General features: G+C 64.4%; 13 protein-coding genes. 9 read left to right on the forward strand and 4 right to left on the reverse strand.

Annotated features, from left to right (window positions below; genetic code table 11):
• Nucleotides 1-90: 90 nt before the first annotated feature.
• Nucleotides 91-2,154, reverse strand: a complete 2,064-nt coding sequence (fbcH, locus tag JQ580_RS23035) for a cytochrome b/c1 (protein ID WP_212282489.1) — start codon at nt 2,152-2,154, stop codon at nt 91-93.
• A 62-nt stretch (nt 2,155-2,216) separates the two neighbouring features.
• On the reverse strand, nt 2,217-2,747 hold the full coding sequence (gene petA / locus JQ580_RS23040) for a ubiquinol-cytochrome c reductase iron-sulfur subunit (RefSeq protein WP_212282490.1): 531 nt from the start codon (nt 2,745-2,747) through the stop codon (nt 2,217-2,219).
• A 287-nt stretch (nt 2,748-3,034) separates the two neighbouring features.
• Here petA and JQ580_RS23045 point away from each other — a divergent pair, with 287 nt between their 5' ends.
• From JQ580_RS23045 to JQ580_RS23085, 9 genes are all read left to right on the forward strand, one after another.
• Nucleotides 3,035-3,493: a tRNA (cytidine(34)-2'-O)-methyltransferase gene (locus tag JQ580_RS23045; RefSeq protein WP_212282621.1), complete on the forward strand. Its 459-nt coding sequence runs from the start codon at nt 3,035-3,037 to the stop codon at nt 3,491-3,493.
• Nucleotides 3,494-3,510: 17 nt separating this feature from the next.
• Nucleotides 3,511-4,143 carry a 7-carboxy-7-deazaguanine synthase gene (queE, locus tag JQ580_RS23050; protein WP_212282491.1) on the forward strand — a complete coding sequence of 211 codons (633 nt, stop codon included), beginning with the start codon at nt 3,511-3,513 and terminating at the stop codon, nt 4,141-4,143.
• An 18-nt stretch (nt 4,144-4,161) separates the two neighbouring features.
• Nucleotides 4,162-5,049, forward strand: coding sequence for an oxygen-dependent coproporphyrinogen oxidase (gene hemF, locus JQ580_RS23055; protein ID WP_212282622.1), 888 nt, complete (start codon nt 4,162-4,164; stop codon nt 5,047-5,049).
• Entirely contained in the window at nt 5,046-5,786 is a 741-nt protein-coding gene (locus JQ580_RS23060) for an HAD family hydrolase (protein ID WP_212282492.1), read from the forward strand. Before hemF ends, JQ580_RS23060 begins: the two co-directional genes overlap by 4 nt.
• Nucleotides 5,787-6,116: 330 nt before the next feature.
• A complete protein-coding gene (locus JQ580_RS23065; protein WP_212282493.1) occupies nt 6,117-6,326 on the forward strand; it encodes a YodC family protein in 210 nt (69 codons plus the stop codon).
• A 108-nt stretch (nt 6,327-6,434) separates the two neighbouring features.
• Nucleotides 6,435-7,034 carry an Isoquinoline 1-oxidoreductase subunit gene (locus tag JQ580_RS23070; protein ID WP_249134362.1) on the forward strand — a complete coding sequence of 200 codons (600 nt, stop codon included), beginning with the start codon at nt 6,435-6,437 and terminating at the stop codon, nt 7,032-7,034.
• 121 nt (nt 7,035-7,155) lie between these two features.
• Entirely contained in the window at nt 7,156-8,667 is a 1,512-nt protein-coding gene (locus JQ580_RS23075) for a glucan biosynthesis protein G (RefSeq protein ID WP_212282495.1), read from the forward strand.
• A complete protein-coding gene (gene mdoH / locus JQ580_RS23080; protein WP_212282623.1) occupies nt 8,655-10,796 on the forward strand; it encodes a glucans biosynthesis glucosyltransferase MdoH in 2,142 nt (713 codons plus the stop codon). The genes JQ580_RS23075 and mdoH overlap by 13 nt, the downstream gene beginning before the upstream one ends.
• A 108-nt stretch (nt 10,797-10,904) precedes the next feature.
• Nucleotides 10,905-11,471, forward strand: a complete 567-nt coding sequence (locus tag JQ580_RS23085; RefSeq protein ID WP_212282496.1) for a hypothetical protein — start codon at nt 10,905-10,907, stop codon at nt 11,469-11,471.
• 10 nt (nt 11,472-11,481) lie between these two features.
• Here the strand turns inward: JQ580_RS23085 and JQ580_RS23090 are convergent, their stop codons facing one another.
• Both JQ580_RS23090 and JQ580_RS23095 read right to left on the reverse strand, forming a co-directional pair.
• Nucleotides 11,482-12,252 carry a sulfite exporter TauE/SafE family protein gene (locus JQ580_RS23090; RefSeq protein ID WP_212282497.1) on the reverse strand — a complete coding sequence of 257 codons (771 nt, stop codon included), beginning with the start codon at nt 12,250-12,252 and terminating at the stop codon, nt 11,482-11,484.
• Entirely contained in the window at nt 12,249-13,517 is a 1,269-nt protein-coding gene (locus JQ580_RS23095) for a CCA tRNA nucleotidyltransferase (protein ID WP_212282498.1), read from the reverse strand. Before JQ580_RS23095 ends, JQ580_RS23090 begins: the two co-directional genes overlap by 4 nt.
• Nucleotides 13,518-13,519 lie beyond the last annotated feature (2 nt).

Genomic DNA, 13,519 nt, shown 5'->3' on the forward strand with positions numbered 1-13,519 from the left:
GCGCTCGGTGCTGCGCATCGCCCCGGAATGACGGCGACAAAAAAGCCCCCTTGCGGGGGCTTTTCCATTTCTAGTCTCGGCAAGCGCCGCTCAATGGGAGCTCGCCCAGACCTTCTTCTTGGTGAAGTACATCAGGCCCGCGAACAGGATCAGGAACACGAAGACCTGGAAGCCGAGGCGCTTGCGCGCTTCCATGTGCGGCTCGGCCGTCCACATCAGGAACGTGGTGACGTCCTTGGCGTACTGCGCGACCGTGGTCGGCGAGCCGTCGTCATAGGTCACCTGGCCGTCGTTGAGCGGCTTCGGCATCTTGATGGCGTGGCCCGGGAAGTACTTGTTGTAGTACGAGCCCTCCGGGATGGTGACGCCTTCCGGGACCTTGTCCTCGAAGCCCTGCAGCAACGCCGAGACGTAGTCCGGGCCCTGCTCCTGGAACTGGGTGAAGAAGTCGACGATGAACATCGGGAAGCCGCGGCCATAGGAGCGCGCCTTGGTGATCAGCGACAGATCGGGCGGCGCCGCGCCACCGTTCGCGGCACGAGCAGCCTGCTCGTTCGGGAACGGCGAGGGGAAATAGTCCGCCGGACGGCCGGGACGCTCGAACATGTCACCCGCGTCGTTCGGGCCGTCCTTGACCTTGTACTCGGAGGCGAACGCCGCCGCCTGCGCCACCGAATAGCCGGGTCCGCCGGCTTCGGAGAGGTTGCGGAAGGCGACGTAGGACAGGCCGTGGCAGCTGGCGCAGACCTCCTTGTAGACCTTCAGGCCGCGCTGCAGCGCGCCGCGATCGTACTTGCCGAACGGGCCCGCGAACGACCATTTGTTGCCCGGCGGCTTGTCGCTGCCTTCGGAGGCGCGGGCATCCTGCATGCTGCCGAGGAACAGTGCGCCGGCGGCGACGAGCATGACCGCAACGGAGGCAACGGCCTTGCCGCTCTTGGCCAGGATTGCCTCCGAGATCGAGTTCGGTACCGGCCTTGGCGTCTCGATGCGTGAGAGCAGCGGCAGCACGATCAGGAAGTAGGCGAAGTAGCAGAACGTGAGGATACGGCCGGCGATCACGTAGATGCCTTCCGGCGGCTGTGCACCGAGATAGCCGAGCAGGATGCAGACCGCGACGAAGATCCAGAAGAACTGCTTGGCCAGCGGGCGGTACTTCGACGACCGGGTCTTGGCGGCATCGAGCCAGGGCAGGAAGCACAGGATGATGATCGCCGAGAACATCCCGATGACGCCCGCAAGCTTGTTCGGGATCGAGCGCAGGATCGCGTAGAACGGCAGGTAATACCATTCCGGCACGATGTGCGGCGGGGTCACGCCCGGGTTCGCCGGAATGTAGTTGTCGGCGTCGCCGAGATAGTTCGGCATGTAGAAGATGAACCAGGCGTAGAGCAGCAGGAAGCAGGCGACGCCGAAGCCGTCCTTGATGGTCGCATGCGGCGTGAACGGCACCGTGTCCTTTTCCGTCTTCGGCTCGACACCGTCAGGATTGTTCTGGCCGGCGACGTGGAGCGCCCAGACGTGGAGGACGACGACACCCGCGATCAGGAACGGCAGCAGGTAGTGCAGCGAGAAGAAGCGGTTCAGCGTCGGGTTGCCGACCGAATAACCGCCCCACAGCAGCGTCACGATGCTCTCGCCGACATAGGGAATGGCGGAGAACAGATTGGTGATGACGGTGGCGCCCCAGAAGCTCATCTGGCCCCACGGCAACACGTAGCCCATGAAGCCGGTCGCCATCATCAGCAGGTAGATGATAACGCCGAGGATCCACAACACTTCGCGCGGCTCCTTGTAGGAACCGTAGTACAGGCCGCGCAGCATGTGGATGTAGACCGCGAAGAAGAACATGGACGCGCCGCAGGCGTGCATGTTGCGCAGCAGCCAGCCGTAATTGACGTCGCGGACGAGCAGTTCGACCGACTTGAAGGCGAGATCGGCATGCGGCGTGTAGTGCATCGCCAGGATCACGCCGGTCAGGATCTGCATCCCCAGCATGAAGGAGAGGATGGCGCCGAAGGTCCACCAATAGTTCAGGTTGCGCGGGGTCGGATAGACGACGAACGAGGAGTGCATGAGGCCGAGGATCGGCAGGCGCCGTTCGAGCCATTGCAGGGCCGGATTGCTCGGCTGGTAGTCGGATGGTCCGCTCATGATGCGATCCTGAGGAAATAAAACGACGAGACGGCGCGAAGCTTCGGACGCGGGTCCGAGGCTCAGCCGATCTGGATTTTGGTGTCGGAAACGAACGTGTACGGCGGCACCGGCAGGTTCGCGGGCGCGGGCCCCTGGCGGATGCGGCCGGACGAATCGTACTGCGAACCATGGCAGGGGCAGAAGAACCCGTCGTAATTGCCTTCATGGGCGATCGGGATGCAGCCGAGATGGGTGCAGATGCCGATCACGACCAGCCATTGCTCGTGGCCGGACTTGACCCGCGCCTCGTCGGTCTGCGGATCGGGCAGGCTGGCCACGTTGACGGCGCGTGCCTCGTCGATCTGCTTCTTGGTGCGGTGGCTGATGTAGATCGGCTTGCCGCGCCAGAACACCTTGATGTCCTGCCCCTCGGCGACCGGGCTGAGATCGACCTCGATCGGCGCACCGGCGGCGATGGTCGACGCATCAGGATTCATTTGGGAGATGAAGGGCCAGAGCGCAGCTGCGCCCCCTACTGCTGCAGCTGCCCCGGTTGCAACAAATAAGAAATCACGGCGTGTCGGATGGTCCGCCGAAGACGCTGTCGTCACGATTCCAACCCTTTCTTCTTATGCCACCGGTGGAACCGCTCCAGGAGCCCCCAAGGTCCCCGGAACAGTCTGCCGGCGCCCGCGGCCCCCCGCGGCGGCAGAACTTCGCTCATTCACCTCTAAACGGATGAAACAGCAGTCCAGAATCGTTCTATTGGCACCCTTGCCGGGCGAGCGCAAGCCCGCTATCGGCGCGGGAGCGTGCCATGCACGAATTCCGCGGCCGGCGGTGTTTTATTGAGACATTTCCGGCACGCATCGCCCCCGCTACAGCCCTCGCACAGCCCATGCAGATCGCGCTTTTCCAACCCGACATCGCCCAGAACACCGGCACGATTCTCAGGCTTTGCGCCTGCCTGGGCATCGCCGCCCATATCATCGAACCGGCGGGCTTCCCCGTCTCCGACCGTCTGTTCCGCCGGGCGGGAATGGACTACCTCGACCACGTCAGCCTGACCCGCCATGACTCCTGGTCGAAATTCGAGGATTGGCGCGCGGCACATGGCTACCGCCTGCTGCTGTTCACCACGAAAGCTGCCACCGACTACCGCGATTTCCGTTACCAGACGTCGGACATCCTGCTATTCGGGCGCGAGAGCGCCGGTGTCACCGACGCGGTGGTCGAGGCCGCCGATGCGCGGCTGGTGATCCCGATCAAGGCGGGGCTGCGGTCGCTCAATGTCGCCATGACCGCGGCCATGGCCGCCGGCGAGGCGCTGCGGCAGATCCGGACCCCGCAGCCCTGAAGATTGAGGAGAGACGCGTGAGTTATGCGGTCAAGGAAATCTTCCTGACCCTGCAAGGCGAAGGCGCCCATGCCGGGCGCGCGTCCGTGTTCTGCCGTTTTGCCGGCTGCAACCTCTGGAGCGGCCGCGAGGCGGACCGCATTGAGGCCACCTGCAAGTTCTGCGACACCGATTTCGTCGGGACCGACGGCACCCTCGGCGGCCGCTACGGATCGGCCGCGGAGCTCGCCGACACCATCGCCGCGCAATGGCGTGCCACCGCCGCCAACCGCTACGTGGTGCTCACCGGCGGCGAGCCCCTGCTTCAGGTCGACGCAGCGCTGATCGACGCGCTCCATGCCCACGGCTTCGAGATCGGCGTCGAGACCAATGGCACGATCGAAGCGCCCGAGGGGCTCGACTGGGTCTGCGTCAGCCCCAAGGGCGGCAGCGAGCTGGTGCTGCGCCAGGGCCACGAACTGAAGCTGGTCTATCCGCAGGCCCTCGCCGCGCCCGAGACGTTCGAGGACCTCGCCTTCGAGCGCTTCTCGCTGCAGCCGATGGACGGGGCCGAGGTCATCGAGAACACCGCGCGCGCGATCGACTACTGCCTGCGCCATCCGCAATGGCGGCTCAGCGTGCAGACGCACAAATCGCTCGGCATCAGATAGGACGCGACCGGGATGCAGATGGAGATGGCGACGATCGAAGACCGCAAGACCCGCGCCCGCAGCTGGTTCGAATCCTTGCGCGACGACATCTGCGCGAGCTTCGAGCGGCTCGAGGACGACGCCCCGCAAAGCCTTTACCCGGGCGAGGCCGGCCGCTTCAAGCGCACGCCCTGGCAGCGCTCCGACCATACCGGCGCGCCCGGCGGCGGCGGCGTGATGTCGATGATGCATGGCCGCCTGTTCGAGAAGGTCGGTGTGCACTGCTCGACCGTGCATGGCGAGTTCGCGCCCGAATTTCGTGCCCAGATTCCCGGCGCCGCGGAGGATCCAAAATTCTGGGCTTCGGGCATCTCACTGATCGCGCATATGCGCAATCCGAACGTGCCCGCCGTGCACATGAACACCCGCTTCGTCGTCACCACCAAAGCGTGGTTCGGCGGTGGCGCCGATCTCACGCCGGTGCTGGAGAGAAGGCGCACGCAGGACGATGCCGACACCATCGCCTTCCACGCCGCGATGAAGCAGGCCTGTGCGCAGCCGAACGGCGTTGCCGACTACGACAAGTACAAGAAATGGTGCGACGAATATTTCTACCTGCCGCACCGCAAGGAAGCGCGCGGCATCGGCGGCATCTTCTACGACTGGCACGACAGCGGCGACTGGGACGCCGATCTCGCTTTCACCAAGGACGTCGGTCGCGCGTTCCTCAAGATCTATCCCGAGATCGTCAGGCGCAATTTCGCGGACGTATGGACCGCTGCCGACCGCGAGGAGCAGTTGATCCGGCGCGGCCGCTATGTCGAATTCAACCTGCTCTATGATCGCGGCACCATCTTCGGGCTCAAGACCGGCGGCAATGTCGATTCGATCCTGTCGTCGATGCCCCCGGAGGTGAAGTGGCCATGACTGTTTCGAAGCCGCTTCCCCGCGCCATGCTGATCGACATGGACGACACCATCCTGTCGGCCTATGGCCGGCCCGAGATCGCCTGGAACACGATCGCGAAGGAATTTGCCGACGAGCTGGCGCCGCTGCCGCCCGAGCTGGTCGCAACCACTGTCCTCGCTTTCGCGCGAAACTTCTGGGCGAACGCCGAAGCTGCATGGCGGATGAAGCTCGCCGAAGCGCGGCATCTCACGGTCAAGGGCGGCTTTGCCGCGCTTGCGGCGGCCGGCCATCGTGCCCTGCCCGACGACCTCGCCATCCGCCTCGCCGACCGCTTCACCGCCTATCGCGAGGAGGAGATGTTCGTCTTCCCGGGCGCGCACGAAGCGATCGACACGTTCAAGGCGCTCGGCATCAAGCTTGCGCTGGTGACCAACGGCGCCGCCGACATGCAGCGCGCCAAGGTCGAGCGCTTCGAGCTGGCGCACCGCTTCGACCATATCCAGATCGAGGGCGAGCACGGCTTCGGCAAGCCCGAGGAGCGCGCCTATCTGCATGCGATGGAGGCGCTCGGCGTCTCCGCCTCAGACACCTGGATGATCGGCGACAATCTGGAATGGGAAGTGGTGACGCCGCAGCGCCTCGGCATCTACTCGATCTGGATCGACGTGCACGGCGACGGCCTGCCCGAGGGCTCGCTTATCAGGCCCGACCGCATCATCCGCTCGCTGACCGAACTGGTGCCGGACCGGCCCTGACTTGGGCACCAAAAGCAAAATATCGAAAAACAACCCCATGCACAGTAGACGACTGCTGCAATAACAAAGGCTTACGGCACCTCGAAAACGGATTGCTGATTTTACGAAATGATTTGACCCGTCGGGCAATTCGGGTGCATGATGTGAGTATCGCCGCGCCCGGGACTGCAACAGACCCTGGTGCCATCGAGCGATCCCCCAACTCGAACCTCTGCCAGTGGCGTTTCGGAAGTTGACGCCAGCCGGACACATTCGCGGGTCTGCCTCCCGTGATCGGCATGTCATGCCGGCTTGCTAGCTTCCCAAGTCATCAACCTGAAAGGACCATCCATGGAACTGAAAGCCGGCGATATCGTCATGCTGAAATCCGGCGGGCAGCCGCTCACCGTCGCCGAAGTGAAGGGCGACGACGTACTCTGTCTCTGGATGGGCTCGGAAGGCGACTTGTTTCGCGAGACCCTACCGCTCGCCGTGCTCGAACAACTGGAAGAGTTGGACGAGGACGAGGAGGATGAGGAAGACGACGAAGACGAGGAATAAGCGCGGCCAGGACCTCGTCCTGGCGGCGCGGGAACCAAACCTGGAGGCGTCGATTAGGATGTCATGATCCGCGCGCCTCAATCCGCCGTTCGGGCCGGAAGCCTTGCGATGATCGCTTTCGTCGTAGCGATGGCTGGCTCTCGTCCGAGCGGTGCAGACCCCTCGCCTGCTTCCACAACACTGCGGAATGCAGCCGAGTTTTCGTCGATTTCAAATCAAGCCGATCGCTCGCGCGCGCTGTTCGAAGAAATCGGCAAGGTGCTCACCCATCCGCGTTGCATGAATTGTCACCCGGCCGGCAACCATCCGTTGCAGGGTGACGACAGCCACGAGCATGTACCGCCGATATGGCGTGCCGAGACCGGGCATTTCGAGGTCAGCTGCTCCGGATGCCATGGCGGGAAGAACTTCTCGCTGCACGAAGCGGCTAGCTATCGAAGCATTCCCGGTCATCCGCGATGGGGCTTCGCGCCACTGTCCATGGCGTGGGAAGGCAAGTCGTTGGGCGAGATTTGCCGCCAGTTGAAGGACGTCCAGCTCAATGGCGGTCGTGACCTCGCCGCGCTGCAGGAACACATCGCCAAGGATGATCTCGTCGCATGGGGTTGGAATCCCGGCGAAGGCCGCAAGCCGGCTCCCGGCAGCCAGCAGGCGGCAGGCGAACTGGTGCAGGCCTGGATTGATAGCGGCGCCGAGTGCCCGCGCTGACGCAGGCGGATATCCGGACGTTGCGGCGCCCATAACGCGCGATGCCAAGCTCCTTTGGATGTCCAATGGAACTCCCGGGAACATCGGCCGTTTCCATCCGTTCCAAAATTAGGAGACGCGCGTGAACCGCCGAGACCTTCTTCGCGCATCAGCTGCTGTTTCCGCTGCAGCCATCCTGCCACGGGCTGCAGACGCCCAAACCAGCGCCGCCGCGCCCTTCGGCCCATCCACCGTGCGGGAGCTGGCGCGCGCGCTGGCGACCAAGCCATTTGTGGCTCCGGACGAGAAGCTTCCGGATGCACTGAAGAATCTCGATTACGACCAATACCGATCCATTCGGTTCGCCCCCGAAAAGGCGCTGTGGCGTGACGAAAAGTTGCCGTTCCAGGTGCAGTTCTTCCACCGCGGCTTCTTCTACAAGAACAGGGTCGACATCTTCGAGGTGGCGAACAGGAACGTCACGCCGGTGTCGTATCGGCGCGCTGACTTTTCGTTCGGCGAAGGGCTGGGGCAATGGCCGGATGCGGACCTCGGGTTCGGGGGCTTCCGTATCCATACCCCGATCAACAAACCCGATTATTACGACGAGCTTTGCGTATTCCTTGGCGCAAGCTACTTCCGGGCCGTTGCGAAAGGACAGACCTATGGCCTGTCCGCGCGGGGGCTTGCGATCGATACAGGCGAGAGCAAAGGCGAAGAGTTTCCGGTGTTCAAGGCGTTCTGGCTGGAGAAGCCGGCGCTGAACGCCTCCTCGATGGTCGTCCATGCGCTGCTCGACAGCAAGAGCGCGGCAGCCAGCTACCGCTTCACCATACGGCCGGGCCAAACCACGGTATTCGACGTCGAGATGGCCCTCTATCCGCGGGTCGACGTCGAGCACGCCGGGCTCGCGCCGATGACCAGCATGTTCTTCTTCGGTCCGAACGATCGGAAGGACTTCGATGATTTCCGCCCCGCGGTTCACGACTCGGATGGACTTTCGATCTTCAACGGCAGAGGCGAGCAGCTCTGGCGACCTCTCAACAATCCGCACGATTTGCAGGTCAGCAGTTTTGCCGATGTCAATCCCGGCGGCTTCGGCCTGATGCAGCGGGAGCGGAATTATCTCGCTTATCAGGATCTGGAATCCAGTTTCGAGACGCGTCCAAGCCTCTGGTTCGAGCCGATCGGCGATTGGGGCGAAGGGGCGGTGAAACTGATCGAGATACCGACCAAGGAAGAGGTCCACGACAATATCGCCGCGCTCTGGCAGCCGAAACAGCCCCTGACGGCAAAGAGCGAGCATATCTTTACCTATCGACTGCACTGGGGACCGGACGCGCCGAAAGCCGACGCACTCGCGCGCTTCACGCGAACGGGCATCGGCAGCCGTGGCGATGACAGCAAGCTGTTCGTCCTCGAGCTGATGGGCGACCGCCTCAAAAGCATCGATCCCAAGAGCATCAAAGGCATGGTGACCGCTGAGAAAGCCGAGATCAGCAACATCGTCACGCAACCAAATCCCGCGACTGGCGGATGGCGTCTGAGCTTCCAATGCGCGGTCAAGGGGCAGGCGTCGATCGAATTGCGCGCCTTCCTCGCGCAGAACGATGCGCCGGTCTCCGAGATATGGATCTATCGATGGACGCCCTGAAGCAGTCGCAGGCGCCGCTGCCAAGCGCCCCCGCCCGCCCGTTTCTGCCGCAGGAAAGCCCGCTGACGATGCTGCCGTGCCGGCTGGACCACGCAGCCGGCGTCCGGCAAACGCAAGCGCCGGCGAGGGCCAGTATGACGCTTCGCCGTCTCTTCATCTTTGCCGGTACCGCCTTGCTGACGCTTGCAGGCGGTTACGGCATGTACGACGTGGTGAAGATTGGCGGTGTCACCATTCTCGAGGCGATGCTGCTGGGTCTGTTCTTCGTGCTGCTCGCCTGGGTCGCGTTCTCGTTCATGTCCGCGCTTGCCGGATTTTTCGTGCTGTTGACGCGCGGGCAGGTCAGCCTGCCGATCGAGACGACAGGCCCGCTGCCTCCCATCACCACGCGCACCGCGATGCTGCTGCCGACCTATAACGAGGACCCCCATCATGTGATGGCCCGGCTGCGCGCAATGTATGAATCCGTCGAAGCGACCGGGTATGGCCCACAGTTCGACTGGTTCTTGCTGAGCGATACGACCGACCCGGACGTCTGGATCAGCGAAGAGATGGCCTTCATCGAGCTGCGCCGCGCCTGCGGTGGAGATCGGCTGTACTACCGGCATCGCTCGGACAACACCGCGCGGAAGTCCGGAAACATCGCCGACTGGGTTACCCGGTTTGGCGCGGCCTATGATCACATGATCGTCCTCGACGCGGACAGCCTCATGGAGGCTGACACGATCGTTCGCATCGTCCACGCGATGGAATGCAACCCCACCTGCGCGCTGATCCAGACGCAGCCCGTCATCGTCAACGCGCGCACGCTGTTCAGCAGGCTGCAGCAATTTTCGGGCCGCATGTACGGTCCGCTCATCACGGCGGGCAATGCCTGGTGGCACGGCGGCGACAGCAATTATTGGGGCCACAACGCCATCATCCGGATACAGGCCTTCGCTGCGGAGGCCGGACTGCCGGAACTGCGCGGCCGCAAACCTTTCGGAGGACACATCCTCAGTCATGATTTTGTCGAGGCCGCGTTGATGCGCCGCGCCGGCTGGGGCATCTATATGGTCCCGGCGGTTCACGGCAGCTTCGAAGAGGTCCCGCCGTCATTGCTGGATTTTGCGGGGAGAGACCGTCGCTGGTGCCAGGGAAACCTGCAGCATCTCGCGGTCCTGCCGGCACGCGGGCTGCACTGGGTCTCGAGGCTGCATCTGCTCACCGGCATCGGCTCCTACGTGACGGCGCCGCTCTGGCTTGTGTTCCTGTTGCTCGGTCTGCTCATCTCGCTGCAGGCGCACTTCATCCGGCCCGAATACTTTCCGAAGGGCTTCAGTCTGTTTCCGACCTGGCCGCAACAGGACCCGGTGCTTGCGGCCTGGGTCTTTGCCGCGACAATGGGACTTCTGATCCTGCCGAAGCTGCTGGCCTACCTGGTTATGATCAGCAATCGCGACGAGCGAGCCGGATTTGCAGGAAGCCTTCGTGCTCTGGCGGGTGTCGTTTGCGAGACCTTCGTGGCGGCCTTGCTTGCGCCCTGCATGATGATCCTCCAGACCAAGGCCGTCGTGGAAATTCTCGCCGGCCGGGACGCAGGCTGGCAAGTGCAACGCCGAGGCGATGGACGGCCTGCCCGCGGCGAAGTCTATCGAAAGCTCGCCGGACCGACACTGTTCGGCCTCGCACTGTCGATATGCGCCTATGCAGTCTCCTTGCCCCTGCTGCTCTGGATGTCGCCCGTGGTGCTGGGACTGCTGCTTTCGATCCCGCTGGGGATCATGACGTCTTCGCGGCTGAGCGCGCCCGGAGTCTTTGCCACGCCGGAAACCAACAGCCCGCCTGCCGTGGTGCTGCGCGCGAACGAACTCGCCGCATCAGAGCGCACTGAAATGACCGGGGCTCTAAACCAGCTCGGCCGGGACCCTGAGTTGCTGGTCGAACATCTGGGCTCGCTGTCGCCTGCCAGCCCGCGCAGATTTGGTCGCGTCGACGTGCCTCTTGCGACCGCAACCGCCAAAATCGAGCAATGCGAAAGCCAGGAAGATGCTGCTGCTTGGCTCGACAGGTCCGAACTGCACGCCGTGCTTGGCCATCCCACGCTGCTCAAACAGGTCCTTGAGATGCCTCAAGGCAGGCAGCGGTAGCGCAGGCGATTATCGGGTGCCGGAATGCCGAATCCAAAGCGGCGTCTTGCCGATCCGATCGCTGCCGCGCCAATTGCGTTGGACGAAAAGGCTGACTAGGACGTTTGGATGAGCATCGAATCGCCTCCGACCTGGCCAGTTGTGGACCCACCGCCCTTTGTGCCCGCGCCTCGTCGCCGATGGCCGGTTGCGCTTTTCGTGGCCCTTGTCCTGGCGCTCGCAGGTGCGGCGGCAGGTTACGTCTGGCTGAACCCGGGATTGTTCAGTCAGTCCGCCGGCCGCGAGGATAGGGATGCCGACGGCAGATCCAATGACAAGGCGATCATGACCGACCTGCTCGCTGCGCAACAAAAGACGGCCGACGACCTGGCGGCGATCGACAGGGCCATTGCCGACCAGCAAGAGCAGCTGAAGGCGATCGTAAGTCAGCTCGCCAACCTCACTTCGAAAATCGACGCAGTGAGGGGCTCGGCACCGCAGGCATCGGTCGCACCGGCTCCGCTGACCGCGCCCAGTGTCACGATGCCATCGGCTTCAGTGCCTCCCGTTGCGCCCGCTGCAACAGCGCGCGTCGCCCCGAAGCAAAAGAGGCCACCGCGCGCAACGGTCCCGTCCGGTCCGATATCAGTCGGGGGAGCGCCGTTGAACGCAACGCCCGATGCGACGGTGCGCTGAGCCGGGTCGTCTAGGCGATCAGCTGCCTCGCCGCCGCCGAGATCATCACCAGCCCGCCCGTGATCACCGCGACGTCCAGGATCGCGGTGTGGATATGCACCGGCATCCGCTCGACGAAGGCTTTTGCCAGGAACGCGCCGGGGATGGCGATCGCGCCGATCAGCAGCGCGAAGGCGAGCACCTGCGCGGTGACGGCGCCAGCGAGGCCGAACACCGAGATCTTGATCAGGCCGGTGCCAAGCGAGATCATCGCGTCGGTTGCAATCACGGCGGCGCCTTCAAGGCCGGTGGCCATCAAGAGCGACAGCAGAATGACACCGGAGCCGGAGGTGCCGCCGACCAGCACGCCGTAGCCCACCGAACCGGCGGCAAGGCCGCTGTCGCCGATCCGCACCTGTCGGCGACGGAGCACGCGGCGCAGCGGCACGCTCAGGATCAGCATCGAGCCGATCACCAGGGCCGCGCCGGCGTTGGTGAGGCGGGTATAGCCATAGGCGCCGAGTGCGGTCGTCAGCGCAGCGCAGGCCAGCACGATCAACGCGCGGCGGCGGTCGACGTAGCGCAGATAGGCAACGGCGCGGCTGGAATTGGTGAAGATGGCGGCGATCGCGATGATCGGCACCACCGGCTCGGCGCCCACCAGCGGCACCAGCACCAGCGGCATCAGGGCGCCGGTGCCGTAGCCGGCGAGACCACCGATGATCGAAGCAAACAACGCCATCAATGCGACCAGCAGGAGCTGGAAAATCGAGATGTCGGCGAAGCCTGAGACGATGGTCACATTCTCTCATCGCGGCTGATGCGGGCCGCAGCTTGATCGGCGATGGTCGCGAGCGCGGCATCATCTAGTGGAAAATCCGCCGCAAGCCAAGCGTCCTCGGCGAGCGTCAGCACATGTCCAAGCGCCGGTCCCTCCGCCAGACCGCGCGCGATGAAGTCGGCGGCCTTCAGCGGAAATTTCGGCGCAGACCAGCGCTGCGGAAGTTCGGCGAGCGCGCGCCAGCGCGTTGACGTGACGTCGCCGCCGGCCCGCGCCCAGCCCAGCAACACACGATCGTGATAGCGCTCGGGACCCAGCCGATAGAGCAGACGCCGCGCATTGGCCTCGTCCTTGGTGGCGAAGCGCCACCAGCGATGGCCCATCGAGTCCAGTGCCTTGGTCTCGGCGTTGGACAGCCGCAGGCGCCCGGCGACGCGCTTGGCATCCTCCGTCACGGCGACCGTCAGCGCGGCGAGGCGCCGGTTGCTGCTCGCGCTGAGGCCGAGTTCGCGCTCGATCGCGATCATCGCCGACAGCGGCCCGGTATAGACGACGCCGCCGGTCAGCGCCTGCAACAATCCGCCATCGGCCATGGCCAGCGCGGCCGCAGATGCGCCGCCGGCGACCAGCAGCTTCAGCATCTCCATGCGCACCCGCTCGGCCGAGAGGTTCGCCAGACCCGCACGCCCCCGGATGCAGGCGAGATAGCCGTCGCGGTCCGGATCGCCGGCGCCAAAGGCGGCGTGGATGCGGAAGAAGCGCAGGATGCGCAAATAATCTTCGGCAATGCGCTGGTCGGGATCGCCGATGAAGCGCACGCGGCGTGCCTTGGCATCCGCGATGCCGCCGACATGGTCGTAGACGACGCCGCGCGCATCGACCGACAGGCCGTTCATGGTGAAGTCGCGCCGCTCGGCGTCCTTCACCCAGTCGCGGCCGAACGCGACCTTGGCCTTGCGGCCGAAGGTCTCGGTGTCCTCGCGCAGCGTCGTGACTTCATAGGGGTGGCCGTCGATGACCAGCGTGATGGTGCCGTGGTCGATGCCGGTCGGCACGCTCTTGATGCCGGCAGCCTTGGCGCGCCGGATCACTTCCTCGGGACGCGCCGTGGTCGCGATGTCGATGTCGCCGGGCTGAAGACCGAGCAGCGCGTTGCGCACGGCGCCGCCGACCACCCGCGCCTCTTCGCCGTCAGCGTTGAGCAATTGCAGGACGTGCGCGGTCCCGCCTGCGGTCAGCCAGGCCGCATCGGCAAGGATCGGCGCAAATATCGGCTCCGCGCTCATCG

The organism is Bradyrhizobium sp. SZCCT0148 (assembly GCF_018129985.1).
Classification (GTDB): domain Bacteria; phylum Pseudomonadota; class Alphaproteobacteria; order Rhizobiales; family Xanthobacteraceae; genus Bradyrhizobium; species Bradyrhizobium japonicum_H.